The sequence below is a fragment of the Anaerococcus vaginimassiliensis genome, assembly GCF_900626155.1.
Taxonomy (GTDB): Bacteria; Bacillota; Clostridia; order Tissierellales; family Peptoniphilaceae; genus Anaerococcus; species Anaerococcus vaginimassiliensis.
Genome location: NZ_LR130844.1, coordinates 1775753 through 1795158 on the forward strand (window position 1 = coordinate 1775753; position 19406 = coordinate 1795158).

General features: G+C 30.7%; 18 protein-coding genes and 1 pseudogene. All 19 read right to left on the reverse strand.

Going from position 1 to position 19406, the window contains the following annotated elements; genetic code table 11:
- Positions 1-318 precede the first annotated feature (318 nt).
- Complete coding sequence (locus E0D87_RS08730) at positions 319-1284, reverse strand: DNA cytosine methyltransferase (RefSeq protein WP_036757767.1); 966 nt, start codon at positions 1282-1284, stop codon at positions 319-321.
- The gene (locus E0D87_RS08735; protein WP_130820119.1) at positions 1277-2998 is read right to left on the reverse strand and encodes a DNA topoisomerase 3; all 1722 of its coding nucleotides are present in this window, start codon (positions 2996-2998) and stop codon (positions 1277-1279) included. The genes E0D87_RS08730 and E0D87_RS08735 overlap by 8 nt, the downstream gene beginning before the upstream one ends.
- 105 nt (positions 2999-3103) lie before the next feature.
- Positions 3104-4522: an AlbA family DNA-binding domain-containing protein gene (locus E0D87_RS08740; protein ID WP_130820120.1), complete on the reverse strand. Its 1419-nt coding sequence runs from the start codon at positions 4520-4522 to the stop codon at positions 3104-3106.
- Positions 4523-4602: 80 nt separating this feature from the next.
- Entirely contained in the window at positions 4603-5472 is an 870-nt protein-coding gene (locus tag E0D87_RS08745) for a CD1107 family mobile element protein (RefSeq protein WP_130820121.1), read from the reverse strand.
- A gap of 14 nt (positions 5473-5486) precedes the next feature.
- Complete coding sequence (locus E0D87_RS08750; RefSeq protein ID WP_112890530.1) at positions 5487-7070, reverse strand: stalk domain-containing protein; 1584 nt, start codon at positions 7068-7070, stop codon at positions 5487-5489.
- A complete protein-coding gene (locus tag E0D87_RS08755; protein WP_110058823.1) occupies positions 7057-7296 on the reverse strand; it encodes a hypothetical protein in 240 nt (79 codons plus the stop codon). Before E0D87_RS08755 ends, E0D87_RS08750 begins: the two co-directional genes overlap by 14 nt.
- Positions 7297-7310: 14 nt before the next feature.
- Positions 7311-9890 (reverse strand): CD1108 family mobile element protein, encoded by a 2580-nt coding sequence (locus E0D87_RS08760; RefSeq protein WP_130820122.1) that lies wholly within the window; start codon positions 9888-9890, stop codon positions 7311-7313.
- Between the two features lie 7 nt (positions 9891-9897).
- Positions 9898-12300 carry a VirB4-like conjugal transfer ATPase, CD1110 family gene (locus tag E0D87_RS08765; protein ID WP_423190633.1) on the reverse strand — a complete coding sequence of 801 codons (2403 nt, stop codon included), beginning with the start codon at positions 12298-12300 and terminating at the stop codon, positions 9898-9900.
- The gene (locus E0D87_RS08770; protein WP_002836673.1) at positions 12212-12622 is read right to left on the reverse strand and encodes a PrgI family protein; all 411 of its coding nucleotides are present in this window, start codon (positions 12620-12622) and stop codon (positions 12212-12214) included. The genes E0D87_RS08765 and E0D87_RS08770 overlap by 89 nt, the downstream gene beginning before the upstream one ends.
- A 1-nt stretch (position 12623) precedes the next feature.
- A complete protein-coding gene (locus E0D87_RS08775) occupies positions 12624-12914 on the reverse strand; it encodes a hypothetical protein (RefSeq protein WP_006740598.1) in 291 nt (96 codons plus the stop codon).
- A 9-nt stretch (positions 12915-12923) separates the two neighbouring features.
- Positions 12924-13787: a VirB6/TrbL-like conjugal transfer protein, CD1112 family gene (locus E0D87_RS08780; protein ID WP_048942988.1), complete on the reverse strand. Its 864-nt coding sequence runs from the start codon at positions 13785-13787 to the stop codon at positions 12924-12926.
- Positions 13788-13797: 10 nt separating this feature from the next.
- Complete coding sequence (locus E0D87_RS08785) at positions 13798-13878, reverse strand: Maff2 family mobile element protein (RefSeq protein WP_115354505.1); 81 nt, start codon at positions 13876-13878, stop codon at positions 13798-13800.
- 6 nt (positions 13879-13884) lie between these two features.
- Positions 13885-15531: a recombinase family protein gene (locus E0D87_RS08790; protein WP_130820124.1), complete on the reverse strand. Its 1647-nt coding sequence runs from the start codon at positions 15529-15531 to the stop codon at positions 13885-13887.
- A 3-nt stretch (positions 15532-15534) separates the two neighbouring features.
- Positions 15535-15759, reverse strand: coding sequence for a hypothetical protein (locus E0D87_RS08795; RefSeq protein ID WP_019191471.1), 225 nt, complete (start codon positions 15757-15759; stop codon positions 15535-15537).
- A gap of 153 nt (positions 15760-15912) precedes the next feature.
- Positions 15913-16614, reverse strand: coding sequence for a replisome organizer (locus tag E0D87_RS08800; RefSeq protein ID WP_130820125.1), 702 nt, complete (start codon positions 16612-16614; stop codon positions 15913-15915).
- Between the two features lie 82 nt (positions 16615-16696).
- Positions 16697-17767, reverse strand: coding sequence for a PDDEXK nuclease domain-containing protein (locus E0D87_RS08805; protein WP_130820126.1), 1071 nt, complete (start codon positions 17765-17767; stop codon positions 16697-16699).
- Between the two features lie 288 nt (positions 17768-18055).
- A pseudogene (locus E0D87_RS08810) lies at positions 18056-18395 on the reverse strand (phage replisome organizer N-terminal domain-containing protein); the annotation flags it as partial.
- Between the two features lie 102 nt (positions 18396-18497).
- Positions 18498-19025 carry a PcfB family protein gene (locus tag E0D87_RS08815; protein WP_130820128.1) on the reverse strand — a complete coding sequence of 176 codons (528 nt, stop codon included), beginning with the start codon at positions 19023-19025 and terminating at the stop codon, positions 18498-18500.
- 183 nt (positions 19026-19208) lie between these two features.
- Positions 19209-19382, reverse strand: a complete 174-nt coding sequence (locus E0D87_RS09155; protein WP_062551877.1) for a hypothetical protein — start codon at positions 19380-19382, stop codon at positions 19209-19211.
- Positions 19383-19406 lie beyond the last annotated feature (24 nt).

Here is a 19406-nt window from a genome sequence, read left to right on the forward strand (position 1 = left end):
TGCCATAAGCTAACCTCATTAATATTCCTATCCATTGATGTGGTCTGACTAATATCGAAAATATATGAAATTCTTTGATTTACATCACTTCCAACTAAAGTTGGAATACCCTTTTGACCTCTCATAACAACTCGACCAAAATATTTTTTCCACATATCAAAAGTCGCACAAGCTCTAGCTTCAGGTTCTTTGTTATATATACTTAGTTGGCTAGAAAAATCATATTTTTGATTGTTACCTATAACCTTTAAGAGTTTTAAATACTCTTTTTCATCTTGTAACACTTCATACTTTATTGCTTCTTGTATATTCTTAAAATCATTTACTTGCATTTCCTACCTCCATTCTATGAATTTCTTTTATAATAGCCATTAAAACATCAACCACAATAGAATTGCCGGCCTGCTTATAAAGCTTGCTTGAAGTACAATTTTTTCTTCTTGGATGTGCTTCTTCTAGTTTGTTAATATCAATGTCATCAAAACCCATGAGTCTTAAACATTCTCTTTCTGTTAAATACCTATATTTACCATTTCCAATATCTATTATTCCAGAATTAGGTACTCTCATCTGTTTTGTAGAAATAGTATAAGAAAAATCTTTAATCACTTTTAGTCGCCCTCTAAAACTATTATCTATGCCTTTATTTAAAAATTTCAGCATATAAGGTTGGGTCATTGTGTAAAGTTCACTTACATCCTTTTCTAAAAATTCACTTAGTGATCTTGTTTCTTTCCTCTCCAATTTATTAAAAGAAAAGTTATTTGCTCCAAGACACGAAACAACAAATATCCTTTCTCTTTTTTGAGGTATCCCAAAGTCCATTGCATTTAAGATTTCATATTTGCTTTCATATCCAAGGTTTTCTAGCTCTTTTAGATAAATAAAAAAGGAGTCCCTCATATTTCTATCAAGGACTCCCTTTACATTTTCCCAAATTATCCATTTAGGTTTATCTTTCATTTCTTTGATTATTCTAATTGTTTCAAATAGTAAGCTTGATCTAGTGCCTGAGTTTTTCACTCCTCCCTGCTTTTTTCCAATTCTTGAAAAGTCTTGGCAAGGACTTCCATGCATTATTAAGTCTATATTCTCATTAGGTACTTTATATCCTACTACTGATTTTGGCTTATAATCTTCTCCATAAAGTTCATTATATGATTTAACACAAGCCTTATCTATTTCTACATAATCAACAACTTCATAAGGTATCTTTAAATTAATAAAAGCCTTTCTAATAGCACCTATGCCACCGAAAAGCTCTAATATTTTTACCTTATTCATTTAGATTATTCTTGTACCTATCTACAAGCTCCCTTATACTATCTTCTATTTCTCTTAAAAAGTCTTCTTTATCAACTTCGCCAGAGCTAATCTTTGCAAGTTTCATTTCCCATTCAGATGTTGTTTCTGCTGACTTAAACTTATCCTCTACAATTGATACAAGCCTATTGCCTTTTTCTGTTACAAGTAAATTTTTCTTATCTCTTCTTATGAGATCTTTATAGATAAGATTTTCAATAATTCCTGCTCTTGTAGCTGGTGTTCCTAAGCCTTTTCTTTCAACTTCTATATCTTTATCCAAAGACTCTACTCCTGCACTCTCCATAGCCTTTAAAAGTGTATCTTCATTATAATGACTTGGAGCTTTTGTAAATTTTTTCGATATATTTTTAGAAGTTAGCTTAATTTTATCTCCAGTCTTTACATCTGGTAATTCATTTTCTTGTTTTTCTTTTCCATAGCTCTTTAGATACTTGGTATAACCTTCATCGATTATAGTCTTGCCACTTGCATTGAAGTTAAATTTATCATATTCATATCTGATTTTTCTACTAGATTCCTTTAAATTATCCGAACATGAAGCAAGTAATTTATCCTTAATTAGATTATAGATTTTACTTTCTTTATCAGATAAATCTTTGGCTTTTCCAACGCCAGATATAGTAGGAATAATTGCATAGTGGTCTGTAACCTTAGATGAATTAAAAATAGACTTAAAGTTTGATTCATTAATTTTAAAATCATCTTCAAGTCCTTCTAATAATTCTTTCATAGTAGTAACCATATCATCGGTTAAATACCTGCTATCTGTTCTTGGATATGTGATTAGCTTTTTTTCATATAAAGCTTGTGCCAGATTTAAAGTATCATTTGCTGAATACCCAAAGTATTTATTCGCTTCTCTTTGTAAGGTAGTGAGATCATAAGGCTTATCTGGTTTTGTGCTTATTTCTTTATCTTCTACCTCTGTAATAACTATTTCATCTTCTAGTAGATTTAATAGTTGTTCCGCAACTTCAATTTTATCAATCCTATCTGATACAAGTTTCAATACTCCATAAGATAGGTCAACTGTATAATATTTTTGCTTCTTAAATAGGTTTATTTCACTATCTCTTTTAGCTATTATATATAGAGTTGGTGTTTGTACTCTACCAACTGAATATGTTTCCTTGTAAATGCAAGAATAAAGCCTACTTAGATTCATTCCTACTAGCCAATCTGCAATGGCTCTTGCACTTGCTGATCTATATAAGTCTTCAAAGTTTTCTCCGTTTTTAAGATTTCTAAAACCATCTTCAATAGCTTTGTTTTCCATTGAAGATATCCAAAGTCTTTGAATCTTCTTCTTACACTTAGTTTGATTATATACAAGCCTAAAAATAAGCTCTCCTTCTCTACCAGCATCACAAGCATTTATTACTGTATCGATGTTCTTATCGTTTAAAAGTTTCTTTAAAACTCCATATTGTTTCTTAGTGCTTTTAGATACTTCATAAATATATTCTTCTGGAATTATAGGAAGAGTGTCGATTGTCCATTTCTTCCATTTTTCATCTATCTTATCTGGACTTGCCATTTGAATTAAATGACCTACGCACCATGAAACAATGTATCCATTCCCCTCATAATATCCGTTTTTTCTTGTTCTTGCTCCAATTACTTTTGCAATTGTAACCGCTACACTTGGCTTTTCTGCTATTACTAACTTCATTAATACCTCCATAAATAAAAAAAGAGCGAAAGATTTCTCTCTCGCTCAAAGTTTTTCTCCCGAATATTGTATTATTTTCGGGAGAATTCTATTTTCTTTTTAACTTTATTTGTTTACTTTCCAATGTCCATCTTTAGCACTGCCTATATACTCGATTGTTTTTTCGTCTGTTAGAACTTTTAAATCTCTTTTTATAGTTCTATCGGTTACATTAAATTGTTTAGATAAATCATAGGCAGTTATTTTAGGATTACTTTTTATTATTTCAAGAATTTTATCACGCCTAACACTTGGCTTTAATTTTTGACCATTATTTTCTACCTCACTTTGAGTGACATTTTGAGTGACATTTTGGGTGACATTTTGAATGTCATAATTTAGATTTTTTAGAATCGTAATAAAAGAAGATTCTGTTGACTTAAAGACTGGTTTTAATTCTTCTTTATAATTTTCTTCTGCTTCATAAGCTTCTATGATTTTTCTAAGTCCAGATCCTCTCCTTTCCATTAAATCCATTCTTGCAAATACATCCGCTATAATTGGGTTTCTTCTTATTGAAGATACGTTTAATGGATTTAGATCTTGGACGAAAGTTCCATCATACATACCTCCAGGAGAATAGATTTCTAACCTATCATCATAGATATCTACATGAACTTCACTTCCTATCACAGAATAATCTCTATGAATTAATGCATTTACTAAGGCTTCCTGCACTGCTCTTTCTGGATATTCTGGATATTCTATTCTATAGACTGGACCTTTTTTCCACATCTTTTTAGAATTTCTCTTCACAAAGTCTAAAGATGCTTTTAAAAGATAAATTATATTACCTTCAAATTCAGCATCATCTAAGGCATCCATTCGACCATTCGCTTTAGTAAGCCCATTCCACCTAGTACAAAATACTCTTGACTGATAAACTTGATAGTTATCTGCAAATAAAGCTCCTGCTATGGTTAAATTATTCTCGTCATTTACAAGTCCAAAAGATTTCAAATCTTTTTCTTCAAAATCTTTTCCCGTTCTTTCTTTGTACTCAATTTTAAGTTCCTTAAAGCTTACATCTTCTAGTTTTTTCTTTGACTGAAGTGAATCGTAACTTATATGTTCTCCCTTTAAAGACAAATTAAAAAGATCAATTCGACTTGCAGGGACACTTTGATTTCCTACTCTTTTATAAGCAGTTCTCGTTCCACCATCAACTACAAAATATGGTGTGTTCTTCCCAGCAAATACACTTAAAATCAATATAACTTTTCCATCAAGCTCCTTGATTTCCATATCAAATTCTGGATTCGGATCCATTTTAATTTTTATGATTTCAGAAATATTTTCAGAAACTTCTTGATAGTCACTAAGTCCAAGAATTGTGTTATCTTCTTTAACTCCAAATATTAGCTTCCCACCTCTACCATTAGCAAAGGCTGACACAGATTTTAACCAAGACTTTGGTTTGTTCCTTTCTAATTTTTCTTTTTTGTCATATAGATTTGTTTCTCCAAGATAGTCTTTTAAGTTCAAAGTATCCCCCCTCTCTGACAAATATTATACTTAATTATACCATATTTTTGTATTGTTTATTCGATGATAGGACTTGAGATTTATAATAGTTCATCATCTTCATCGTCTTCATCTAAAGACTCTTCATGACTTTCTTCATTGTCAGATTCATCTTCTGACTCACTAATATAATCCTCATCATCTTCTTCAAAGTCTTCCAACATTCTATCTTCTTTTGCTTTGACTACTTTAAAATAATATCCTGCTCCTACAACTCCTCCAATTACAAGTGCAATAATTAGAAATGAACCTATTCCGCTTTTCTTTTCTTCTTTTACTGGTACAGCCTTAGGTTCTTCTTTTTTTACTTCTTCTTTCTTAGGCTCTTCAACCTTTATAGTGTTTTTATCTTCTGATTCAATCATATTAAGCAGGTCTTGCTCTCCTACTTCTGTCAATAGCCTTACATTATCTTGATTTGATGAGTGATCTACTATTAGGTGCATAGTTTTTCCACTTTTGGTTTGAAATGTTAAAAATTGTCTTACATCAACTGGATTTTCTTTATCTTTTTCTGTATCTCCACTTGGTGTAATATCTTTTCCATTCCTATCTACATTTTCAATTACTGAACCTCTTGCCTTATTTTCCTGTGTTGCAAGATTATTTACTGCCTTTGTATTACCACCTTTTACAAGTGGGGTTTTCTTTGGTGGATTATTTGAAGGCTTGGTTGCTTCACTTGTATTTCCTTGTATTCTTGGAACATCTTGATAAGGAATTTCTTCTTTTGATGGTGTAAAAACATCATCTTTCAACATTTTCTCAAATTCTTCTTTTTGTGGTTCATAGATTGATTCGTTTTGACTTTCAATTTGTCCTTCATTTGTCATCGCAAATGTAGTTGCTGGTACTGTAAATGTAAAAAGGAGTAACGCTATGGCTACTCCTCGTTTAATACTCTTATTCATTTTTCTATCCTTTCTTATTTTACATTTTTAAATACATAGACTGCTTTTCTAGCATTGTCCCATTCTATTGTTTGGTTTTTGCCATCTTTAATATCTCCATGACTTGCTCCAAAAGCTTTAGCAATATTTGAAATTGAAGCATGAATTCTTCCATTTATAATCACTGGCTTAACATCTGAATTGTAGACCTTTCCATCTGAATCTTTCATAACACCAGTATCAATATTTAGTCTTAATGTCTTTTTTGCTAGGATATTATTCTCTTTATTTGAGAAAATAGCTTCACGAGTAGAGTTGTCATACTCAACATTAAAACCTAGAGTATAAGCAATATATCTTACTGGAATCATAGTTCTTCCTTGGTCTACATAAGTTTTTACATCCATATATACTGTTGTCTTACCATCTTTGTTGATAATGTTATAAAAGTTTTTGTCTACTTGGAAAACTGCAAATTCTTTTTCATCTTTAACTTGTTTTTTGTCCTGTTTTTCTTCTTGCTTTTTCATCTTGTTAAGATCAAATTGATTTAGGATATTCTTATCATCAGCTTTCAAAATTTCGTCCCACTTTTTATCTTGAGATTTATTATCTTCTTTCTTATCTTTGTTTTCTTTTTGGAGTTTTAGAAGTTCATCTAATTTCTTAGATAAGTCTTGGTTTAGATTTTTGTCTTTTTCATCTTTAACTTGTTTTTCAAGTTCTTCTTTCGCTTTTTTATTTGCTTCCTCGATTAACTTCTTTGCTTCTTCAATTTTCTTATCTAATTCTTCTTTTAGCTTTTTAATTTCTTCTTCAGAAGCTTTTTGTTTTTCTTCTAGTTCTTTAATTTTTTCTTCTAATTCTTTTTTAGTATTTTCAGAAGATTCTTTTAAACTATCAATAGCCTTTTGAAGCTCTTCAATTTTCTTAAAGCATTCTGACTTAGAATTTTCTGTCTCTTTCTTTTTATTCTCTAATTCTTTTATCTTAGTATCTTTTTCTTCAAGAACTTTTTCTAAGTCCTTAATTCTATTATTTTTATCCTCAATTTCTTTAGTCTTCTTTGAAAGTTCCTCTTCTAAAGACTCGAGCTTTTCTTGCATTTCTTTGACTTTATTTTCGTTTTTATCGGTCTTTTCTTTCTCAGCTTCTAACTCCCATTTTGTAGATGAATAATCTTCTTTTAGTTTTGCATTTTCATCTTGTAATCTTTTTAATTCATCTTTAAGTTGAGTAATTTCTGCTATTAGTTCATCATTATTGGAGTTTCTAAGATTCTCAATTTCTTTATTCAATTGAACAATCTTATTATCTTTATCTCTAATCTTTTCTTCTAATTTAGCCTTTTCTTGTTTCAGATTCTCTCCATTATCTTTGCAAGATTCTAACTTTTCCTTTAATTCATCTATCTTTGATTGGTCTTCTTGTTTCTTATCATTTAAGTCTTTGATCTGATTTTCTAAATCACTAATTTTACTTATAGAACTTTCTATCACTTTTTTACTACCATCTGTATCATCAGCTTTAGCTAGTACATTAGTAGTTGAGGTTGATGTTAAAACTAATAAAAGAGCCATAAAAAAGGCTCTTAGTCTGTTCGTATTAAATTTCTTCATTATGAATGTTCTCCTTTTCTTTTAATTTTTCTTCTATTTTTCTGTCATTAATTTTCTCCATTAATTCTTCCAAGCTAATATTGTTTCTCCTAAGAGTTACAATTATTTCTTCATTCTCAACTTGTATTTCTTCATCGCAAATTTCCTTGTATTTTGCATTTAAATCTTTTAACTTCTCTTCTATTTTTTTCTTTTTGTTCCTGATACTTATAAGTTTTCTGTTCACACAATATCTCCCTTCTATCTTGGTCTTCCAAAACCATAAAAGTGTGATTTCCAATATTTTGAATTTATTGATGTGTATTGAATTGGATCTCCTGCGTGAATCATCATTCCATTACCTGCGTATATTCCTACATGAGATATTGGAGTTCCACTGTTATATGTTGAATGGAAAAATATAATATCTCCAGGTTGAGCTTCACTTGGACTTACTGGATTACAATAGTCTTTGTATATTCTCCATGCAGTTGTTCTTGGCATACTCTTTACACCAGACTTTGTAAATGACCAACATACAAAACCTGAACAATCAAAGTTAGATGGTCCACTTGCTCCAAACACATATCTTTTGCCTATATGTTTTTCTGCTTCATTAAATAAGGCTTTTGCAGTAGCTGAATCAAAAGCAAGACCAGGATTTCCAAAGTTTGGATTGTCTACTATTTCTCCTAAGTCCCCATTACCCGATCCAAAAACATCTCCCATATTCCCCTTAGCTTCAAGAAGAGCTTCATAATGAACTACATTGTCTGGATAATCTTTAAATATTTCCCTAACAACTTCATCCATTTCTTTTTTCTTTAAAGTTACAATTAACTTTTTATATTCGTACTCTTCTTTTTCATAACTAGTATAAGGATTGCCACGACTATCATATCTAGTTCTTGCTACTGTTCTTGTTCTAATTTCAATTTCTTCCTTAAAATCAAGCTTATACATCTTATAGAAAAATTCTTTTAAAATTCCTTTTACTTCAGATGCTGATTTTACTTCTCCACATCTTGAAGTTATATAGGATAAAAGTTCATGGGTATTATGACCAATTTCTCCTTCTTTGTTTATGATATATTCGTCATATCCAGGGTGACTTGTCTTTATACTTTCGATTTGTGATTGTAGGTCATACTCCATTGACGAAAATTCTTGATTAACTTCACTTAGAACTGTATCTTGTGATAGGTATGTTGTTGTCATTACTGAGTTTACTGAGTTGCTTAGTCCACTCATACCAACACTTCCACCACCAATCATGATTGATATCATAAGACCTAGTCCTATTACTAGAAATAGAACCATCTTGCTTTTTCTTACTATTAGCTCTTTAGAAGCCTTACCTAAACTTAAAATAGCTTTTTTAACTCTATCTACAAGTCTTGTTTCGTGCTTTTTAGATATCATGCTTTTCATTTGTTTTCTTTGGTAAAACTTTTTAAATCTATTTTTCTTTATATAAGCATCTGATTTTTTTAAATCTTCTAATCCACTTTTAAACTCCAACTTGCTTTTTCTCTTTCTTATTTTCTTATCGAGTTTAGATAGCTTTTTTAAGGACTTTTTCTTTTTGTCTAGCTTATACTTCCTTATTCCATGCTGGAGTTTAGAGCTTACATTGGCGACCTTTTCTCCAGATTCTACACCAGTATTATCAGATCCTGAACTTAAATAATCTCTCACTAACTCTGAAGACTTAGCTCCAGATAATAAAACTCCAGAAGATAGACTTCCTTTAGTTTTATTCTTTAAGATATTATCCTTTAGATTGCTTTTAGACTTTTCAAGCTCTCCAATCTTTTTATCTGATATAAAATCTTTAACATCTTGTGCCTTCTTAGAATCTTTTCTTGTAACTTTCTTAGATTCATCTTTTAAGTCATCGATTTTCTTTCGAGTGAATTTATCACTTTCATAATTTTTTCTTTTGTAGTAGGTCTTCTTTTTGTTAACTTTCTTTTGTTCTGAAGCTTTAAGGCTTGTTTCCTTTTCATCTTTTATAAATTCTTGATTATTGTCTTTAAACTCAGGATTATCAAATGTTTTATCTGTATCAACTTCGCTTAGCTTACTTTCTTTATCTATCTCTTTAGAAATTTTTTCCTTATCTCTAAACTTCTTTTCTTGATAAAGTTTCTGCTTTTGCTTTTTATCGATATTAGTATTACTTTCGTTCTTACTTACTTCATCTTTAACAAGCTTATCTTTTCTATATACTCTCTTGCTTTTCTTTGCTTCGATAGGTTTATCTTCACTTGTCTGGATTCGCTTAGACTCTTTCTCGTTAATTTTGTCTTGGAATTTATCCTTACTATGGATAAGTTTATCCTCGTAATTTTTAAGAACTTGTCTTTTACTTGATTCCTTCTTATTGCTTATTGGTTGAGCCTTAGCTGAAATATCATCTGTTGTTAATTTATTAGAGTTAACATTTCTACTGTTTTCACTATCAAAATTTACCTTTTTGTAGTCTACATCTAAGTCTTCATCAAGTTTAAAGCTTTCATCTGCCCTTATTTCAAGATTAGTCTGTTTAACTTCATTAGCCTTATCCTTATTATCTAAAACTTCTTTTCTGATTCTTTCCTTGTTTTTAGCCTTCTGAAAATCTTTTAGTTTATCCTGTTTTTGATCTTTAGCTAATACATTCTCATGGATAAGTTTAGATTCTTTTTCTGAAATTTTATCTCCGAACCTATCCTTAGTCTTAATTATCTTATTTGTATAATCATCTGAATGAACAAGTTTACTTTCAAGATTCTTTTCAGGAGCGTCCCTATTTCGTATAATTTTCTTTTGAAAATCTTTTTTTAGTTTTTTATCCATATCACACCTACTTAGCTTCTTCTGGTTTAGTTGTCATTAGCTTATATAGCATAGTGTCTTTAGGGAATTTATCAATAAATGGAACAATAGTATTTCCAAAGAATAATAGTCCCTCACCTGCATTTGAGTTAGTAATATAGTTTAACTGATAAGGTGATATTTTTAATTTCTTAGCAAGAATATCTCTATCTCCAGATGCTTGATTTAACATTAGAACAAAGTCTGTATTATCAAAGATATTTTCAATTTCCTGACTTGTTAAAAGGTCTTTTACGTTTTGAGTTATACCTGTTGGAATACCGCCCCATTTTCTAAATCTTTTCCAGATTTCTACTGAATATGAAGCAGTTTGTGGGTCTTTTAATAAAAGGTGGAACTCATCTATATAGTATCTTGTAGACTTGCTTCCTCTATTAAGGGAAACCTTGTTCCAAACCTGGTCTTGAATTACAAGCATACCTATTTTTTTAAGTTGTGTTCCTAGCTCTTTTATATCAAAACAGAGCAGTTGTCTATTTAGGTCAACATTAGACCTATTATTAAATACATTAAGACTTCCTTTAACATAAATTTCCATTTCTGTTGCGAGTTTTCTACCAACTCCCTCTTCTTGGGATAGGAGCATATCATATAAATCTCCTAATATTGGCATATTTTCTAGTTTTGGGTCTTCAAAATATTTTTGATATATCTTTGGTAAGCACCTATCTATAACAGATTTTTCTGCAGCAGTAAGACCAGATCCTCCTACTACAAGTTCAAGCATAGACATTATGAAGTTCGCCTTATCCTTTAAAGGTGCGTCCCCATCTCCATAGTTCATATTTATATCTAGTGGATTTAGGTAGTCCTTTGACTTTGCCGAAACTTTAATAACTTCTCCATTAAATTGTTTTACAAGGTTTGAATACTCGCCTTCAGGATCACAAATAATTACATCATCATCTGTGACAAGAATTGCATTTGCCATCTCTCTTTTTGCCGAGAAAGATTTACCAGAACCTGGTGTTCCTAATATTAGTCCGTTAGGATTCTTTAGTTTCTTCCTATCTGCCATAATCAAGTTTTGGCTAAGGGCATTTAAGCCATAATACAAGGAATTTGCCGAATCAATAAATAGCTCTTCTGTTGTAAAAGGCATAAATACTGCCGTTGATGATGAAGTTAAAAATCTTTTTATCTCGACTTGGTTAACTCCTAGAGGTAAGACAGAAACAAGTCCTTGTTCTTGTTGATGAGATAATCTTTTTACCTGACAATTATGTCTGTTAGCAATTGATGAGATTTGAGCAATAGTATTTTCTAATTTTTGATTAGTCCTAGCAAAATTCATCATTACTATGGTAACTACAAAGAGCCTTTCATCTCTATTTTGTAAGTCAGATAACATGGACTTAACATCCGCACCAAAAGTATTTATATCTGAAGGAATAATATCCATATCATATCCAGCACGAACTGCTTTCTTTTGTTCTTCAATTTTCATTCTGTCTAGGTCTGTATTTTTTCTTTTAATGAGTTTAATAGCTTCTGCTTGTTCAACTACATCTATATGAAAAGCTACATAAATATTGTCATCAATATCTAAAAACTCAGATAACATTCTGTCTGATAACTCACTTGCAAGTATTTGAAAATGACTTACTGCTCCAATGAATTTCCCAAATTTAAAATTATTTGCTGGTGCAAAATTAAAGATATTGGGAGTTATATGTGATTTTGTAGACTCTTTTTTCTTCAAATCTTTATATGAAAAATCAAAGTTCTTGTCTGGATTTAACATATCGTGAACAAGTCTTAATCTTTCTTCGCCATCAAGACTTTCTGCTCTTACTCCCATAGATTTAAAGTTGGATAAAATATCCACTTCAAGTCTATTTAACTTTGCTCTTGCTTGCTCTAGGTTATCGGCTTCTGTTGTAAAGGTTATATACTTCATCTTTTTAAGTCCGTTATTGCCCTTTGCAAGTTGAAGCTTTAACATCTCCCTAAACTCTTTTCTTACATCGTCATAAAAGTCTCCCTTATCAGCAATTTTAATTGCGTCTTGTAGGTCTTTATTTCTCCCTAATTGATTTACATATGAAAGTTCTATGTGGACACTTGGATCAAAAGAATTTAAAAAGTTGGCAAATTGGTTAAAGATTAAATCTCTATCTTCTTCCAATGCCAACTGGTAATTTATATCTTGAAATGAAATTGTCTTTGAATAATTTTTTTCATCTAACTGGCAAATGCCCTCTGGTAACATTCTTATATATGGAATTGTATCCTCAACTGTAAATCTCTTTTTCTCTTTCTTTAAAAGTACACTTAGAAGACTATTTGTCGGATCTTTCTTTGTTTTTAGCTTTCTTACTTCCTTTCGGTCTTTTTTTAATTGTTTTTCCCTTAGATTTAAGTCGCTGATTTGCTTTTTTCTTTGCTTCAAGGTATGCCTCCTTTCTTATTCTCTTAGTTGGTTGATAAAACTTATGAAGATAGAAAAATTTAAAATATTTTTCAAAAGTTAAGGTGTCTTTTTCATATAAGGTTATAAAAAAGATTGGCAGGGTTACTATTAGCATTACAATGATTGAAACATCATTAGGTAGATATTTCTTCATAAATAAATAGGTTGGTATGCCAATTAGTCCTGCCACAGAAAAACCTATAAGTTGTCTTTTAGTTAAGTTAAAGGCAACCTTTGTTTTAATCTTGTCCAAATCTTTTGGTATTGGTACATATGCCATTTTAATCTCCCTCTACTTCTTCTTTGGAAAGTTCAAGTATATGGTCATAATTAGATGTTGTTTCCTCTTCCAGGTAGCTAATTCTTTCTTCTAATTCTTCTTGTTTTTCTTCATTTTTGTCATTGTATTCTCCTTGATACATAACAAATTCATTGTGACATCTTCCGAGTCTATTTATTCTCCTCTTTAAATTTCTAATCTCTTCATTCCTTTTTTTCTCTTTTAAAATTTCATAAGTTCCTCCCAATAAAATTCCAAGTCCCAATAAAGCACAATTTTTCTTTTTTAACATTTATTCCTCCTAGTGCGTATTCATAATACTTTTTGCAACTGTTCCACTCTTAAACATCATAAGTCCAAGTAGTAGAGCATATCCTAATATACTAAACAAGCTTGCGTGAATATCTGTAACCTGTACCGTTCTTATTAAAACGGTGTAGATACCTAAACATACCATCAAAAACAAACCTTGTAGTCCCAAGGCAAAAAGTCCCTTGATATAATTTGTTCCAATCTGACCCCATTCTTTATTTCCCATAGTCGCAAATGGTATGGATGATACTGATGAGTAGACATATATTTCAAACATACGCCCATATACTATTAATGTAATAGTTAAAGATATACATTGAATTGCAATCCTTACAAGGCTTGTTTCAACTAGTATCATTAAAAGCTCACCTATTTCTTTTTCTTTTAATGTATCAACCATTGCAACTATCTGATCTCCTGAAACAGTGGCAGAAGTAGTGATTACCCCTGCCGCTTTGTTTACAAGATTTTGTGCCACATCAAAGACTGCCATTGAAAATTCAAAGGCATGGCTTGCAAGGTAGACTGCTATAAACATCTTTATAATGTATTTGAAAAACTCAAAAGTATCTGTATCATGCATATTATTCTTTTGCATAACCATATTTATGAGTTCAATACATAAAACTGCTGTTATGATAAGACCTGCTATTGGAACAATCACATTATCATTAATGTTTTTAATAAAGTTATATACTTCTCCATTCCAACCCATTGGCGTCTTCCCAACATCAGTTGCAATAACTCCTACCTTGTCATTTATATCTAAGAACATGGACTCAAGATTTGCTTTGATACCTCCGAGTAGCATATCCTTAAAAAATTCAGTTAGCTTGTCAAAGATACCAAACATAGACTTTCTCCTAATTTAAAGCATTTGCAAGTAGTGGAATTAATTTAATACCGATTAGTACAATTCCCCCACCAGCCATAAGCTGCTTAATACCTAATTAGAGATTGTAAAATACTTGTAGTGTGTCTGTATTTCCTATGAAATTGTAGTAAATATCAATTGTTTGGGTGATTTCTCCATTCACTACTTCTTTTTCGTGAACATAGATTTTTGAGATGAGCTCGTTTAAGGTTTCTTTGTCCAGCTTCTTTATATCCCTATGTTTTTTTATGAGTTCAATCCATTTTTTGACATTAATATCTTCAAGATCTTCTTTAACAATCAATTTTTGATTATCTTCTATTCTTTGGTTTAAATAGTCTTGTTCTTTCTGTGATTTTTCAAGAATTTTTTGGAAGTTACTTTCACTTATCTTATTATCTAGCCAGTCATCATATAGTCTTTCAATCTTTTTAGTTAAGTCTTCTACTCTTATCTGATCTTCATAAATCTTATCCATAATAAATTTTTGTTCTTCTTCATTATCAATTTCTCGTGATTTTTCAAGTGCTTTTATAATTTCTTTTTCGTCTTTTAATGCTATTTCTGCATTTTTCCTAATATCTTTAAGCACTATCTCATAAAGAGTATCGTAATAAATTCTATGTTGACTACATAATGACTTTCCATATCTTCTATAAGTGTTACAAGTGAGTAACTTTTCTCTTTTTTTCGATTTGTTTCTTCCAAGATTTAAAGATTTTCCACAATCGGGACATTTCACAATGCCTGCAAATATGCTTTCTTCTCCATTTTTGAATGGTCTTCTCCTGCTCTTTAATTTTTCATTTGCTATATTATAAATATCTTCAGAAATAATTGGTTCGTGTGTATTTTCTACTATTATCCATTCCTCTTTAGGTTTATCGGATAACCAACCTACTTTGAATTTATAATTAACTTTTTGACTAGCAATATGACCAATATAAACTGGGTTTTCAATAATTTCTTTTAGGGTTGTGCAGTCCCACCAATACTCTCCACCATCTACGGTCATTTCTAACTTAGTTTTTTTATTTCTAAGTCCTTTTTTTCTATTCCACCAGGTAGGTGTAGGTATTTTTTCTTCAAAAAGTCTTCTTCTAATTGCCTGGACTCCGTAACCACTAAAAGCAAGTTCAAAAATTTTTTCAACAATCCATGAAGTTTCATCATCGATTACTAATTTATGTGGATCTTCATCGTCTTTCCTATATCCTATTGGAGCAAGACAACCAATAAATTTCCCTTGCCTTGCCCTTGTCATATATGCAGATTTCATCTTTTTGGAAACATCTCTTGAATAAAACTCGTTTAAAACATTTTTAAAAGGAACTATTTCGTTGTTTTCTTGAAAGGTATCTACTCCATCATTTAAGGCTATATATCTGACATTGTTCTTTGGAAAGAAATTTTCTGTATAGTATCCAGTCTGCAAATAGTTTCTTCCAAGCCTTGATAAGTCTTTGGTGATGACTATATCTACTTCTTTATTTTCAACATCTCTAATTAACCTTTGAAATGATGGTCTGTTCGTATTTAATCCAGTATATCCATCATCTATATATACATCGTAAATACTCCAACCTTTTGATTTTACATAGTTTTCTAAAAGTTCCTTTTGGTTTTGTATGCTGGCACTCTCTCCTTTCTGCTCATCATCTTTAGATAGTCTGCAATAAATTGCAGCTTTGAATGAAAAGTGATTTGAATTTGTTTGTATCATTTCCTATTCCTCCTTGTTTGAGTTTTCAGAAATAACACAACTTTCTCTAAAACTATTTTTATTATAGCACTCTTTTTCATTACTATCAATATTATATTTGTTACACTCAATTTCATTGGTCTTGTTTAATTTGCTTGATTTTTTTATTAGTCTTAGAAAAGCGTCTGTATCTGTTCTTCTATTATCATAATTTCTTTTTACAATGTATTTTGTTTGTCTTTTTGTCATAGCTTATCCTTTCATGCAATAAAAAAAGACGATTAGATTTTTAATTTTCTAATCGCCTTTAAAGTGTCATATTTATCTTTTTATTATCTCTGGCATACTTTGATACCTTTTTAGACTTAAAGTCTTTAATAGTGGCTTTCCACCTCTTTTTATCTATAAAGATTCTCCTACATCATAGTTCATTTTTTTATTTAAACTTTTCTGTGTTAGTTTTTCTTTATCTTCTTCATACCATTTTAAGATTGTCACATAGTGGTTTTGATAGGTCTTACCACTGCTTTCCATGTATCTGGATAGTTTATTTATCATTATGTCTGTGTGTGAGTTTAGTTTTTCTTTAAGTTTTTTATATTCTTCTTTGCTTAGCCTTACATTTTTGTATTCTCCATAAAAGATGGGGGTGGACTGTTCTTCTCTCCCCTTATCTATACTAACCTTATCTAATCTACCCTTACCTATACTGGGTTGACCACTTGACAACCTTTGGTCAACCAGATGACAACCAGCTTTTTCTTCTAAAATATATGTTCCATTTTCTGTTTGATAGAGCTGTTGTTTTTGCTCTATATACATTGTTGGTTTATATCTGTCTTTTCTAATATAGTTATTTATCTTCCAATGAGTAATGACGATAATTCCCTGATCAAAGACTATCACAAAGCCTTTGGCAATAAGTATTTTCAGGTCATCTTCATTAGCTCCGATAATTTTGATGATCTTCTTAGGATTATTTACAAAACCATCATCATCTGCCCTCATTGATAGATGAAAATACAGGCATTGACTACTTAGTGGCATATCCAAAAATAAGTCGCTATCCACTATCTTTAGTGAAAACATTCTTTTATCTGCCATGCTCTCCTACCTTTCTTCAAATAAAAAAAGACGATAGTTTTTACTTCTACCGCCTTGCGTACATTTATTATGTTTTTAAAATTTATTTTAGTTCGTTTTCAATTTCTTCTATGGTTGGTAATGCTCCTTTTAAACTTTCGGGAATTAAGTTTTGTAGTTGATATTCTGAAATTCCAATAGGCTCTCTTGAGCTTTCAGAAGCATATTTTGCCAATACATTATCCTTTGTCTTACAGATTAAAAGACCTATTGTTTGATTATCCCCATCTCCCTTTAATATATGGTTTACAGATGTTACATAGGTTCCAAGTTGTCCTATATCCGCAGGTTTAAATGCGGAAATTTTAACCTCCACAACTACATAGCAATGTAGCTTAATATTGTAGAATAACATATCAATAAATTCTTCTGAATTTCCAACTACAAGTCTATATTCTCTGCCCACGAACGAAAAACCTGTCCCTAGCTCCAATAAGAATTTTTGAATATTATCCATCAAAGCGTCTTTCAATTCTTTTTCATCATAATTTTGCCTTATAGATATAAAGTCAAAATTATACGGATCTCTCGTCATTTCATTGGCTAAATCACTTTGTGTAGCAGGCAAATTATTTGTGAAATTTGTTATTGCTTTTCCTTGTCTCTCAAATAGATCTGTATCCAAGAAATTTAAAAGCACAGCTCTACTCCAGCTATTTTCTAATGTTTTAGATATAAAGAAAAATGCTTTATTCAAATTTCCCTCACATCTATCCATAATATATCTTTGATGTCCCCATGGGATACTAAAAATCATATTAAAATCTCCACCGACTTTAGATATTTGTAAATCGTCCACAAGCTGTGGACGATTTAATGGCGAATACATTTCATAAAATTTTTTCATATATTTTAAATTAGTAACAGAAAATCCTTTAACATTGGGAATTTCATTTTTTAAATCCGAACTTAATTTTTTATAGAATCCGCTACCCCATCTGCTTTCTGCCTTTAAACTAATAATTTCTTCTCCTAAACTATAATAAAACTTTAGCATTTCAGAATTGACCGAAACTGCTGCTTTAAGTTGCCTGCTTGTATATGATTTTTTTATTTTCTCAAGCATTTTTATATATTCACTATCTCCTACAATAGCTAAATCTTTTTTATCCATTCTCATCACTCCAATCTGATTCTTTATTTTATTCTGTTTCTTACACCAATGGTGGGAGTTTTAATTTTTTATCATAATCAGCTTACTGTAAACAAGCTCATTTTATCATTACACATTTAGTTTAATTAATGTGATTATACCAAAAATGTTAAATCTTTTCTATCTCTCCCTCTATCTCTATATCTTTATCTATATCTTTCTCTATCTCTATCTCTTGTCGGACATGGGTTGGACTCATTAAGGACAATGTCCTCTGTTTATTTTGTCTGTATCTTCTTTTTTTCTCTGCCCATGCTGTTTCTGATCCGATTAGGTTTGGTATTTCAGTTAGGTAGTATTCATCATTTTCTGTTACAACTTCTAATAAGCCTTGATTGATTAAATAATTTACCGTAACCATTACATCATCGTCTGTTTCATCTATGGTTAGTGCTAACTCTTTTATAAAATCACTTTCTACTCCGTCATAATAGAGTTTGCCCTCATCTTTTAAGCTTAGTAGTAGAAGTTTTAAGTAGATTATCGTGTAGGTATCTCCTCCCGATATTTTCCTTAATCTTTTTATCCTTTTGTCTGTGAAAAATTCCTCTTTTAATTTTATCCAATAATATCTTTTGTTTGTTGCCATATCTGCTCCTTTCTTGATTTTCGATAATCGAAATTCTTGATTTCCGATTTTCGGAAGTCTTGTTATTATGGTTATCTAAGGGAGTAACTTTTCGTTACTCCCTTAGATTTCTCTGGTCATATCTTTTTTGTTTGGTTTTACTTTTTCTTTTACTTTTCTTTTGACTTTCTCTTTTGTCTTATCCTTGTTCTTGGATAGGTCTTTGTATTTCTTTATCTGCTTTAGGATACTTTCTTTTTCTTTTTTATTTTCCTTGGCTATGACTTGCTTAAAGGCATATTCCATCACTTTTATGTCTTTGGCTTGGAAAAATACTTCATAGTTTTGAGTTTCTTTGTTTTTCATTACTGAGAAACTTACTCCAAGTTTGTTTAGTTCTTTTTTTAAGTCTTTGAGGTCGCTTTGATCTATGCTTATATTTTCTAGTTGTCCTTTTTTGTAGAGGTCTTTTATTTTTATTTCATCGCCCATAAGACTTTTGAGGTTTCCGTTTGCTTTTTCTAAAGTATCATTCATCTTTTTTCTTATTTCTTTGTCTAAGTTGATTGATTCTTTTGCTGCCTTTATTGTGTATGTTATTATGGTTTGTGCTGCTTGACCTGCTTCTTTGCTTATTTCTTCGTTTATCATGTTTTATCTCCTTTGTTTGAATTAAAAAAAGGGAAGTATAGGCTTTAATTTTTCTATACTTCCCTTTGCTTGTTTTTATTTGGTTGTTGGTGATGGTGGAATGCTTATTTTAGATGTTTTTATAGCTTACTTAGGTATTTGTACCTTTTATTGTTTTTCTGCTCTTATTTTGCTTTTCCACCTTTAGTAGTTTATGTGTGTTCTTTTATCTGATAGATAGTTTTTCATGTTGGAATATATAATCTGTATTTCTTCATTGCTCATCGCTTTTATTTCTTCTGTGCTTTTATATGTTTTGTATGTTCCATCTTGATCTGCTTTTATGAGTTCGTCTATTAGCTCTTGCCTTTTATTCATCTCTATTACCTCCTAGATCTGCCT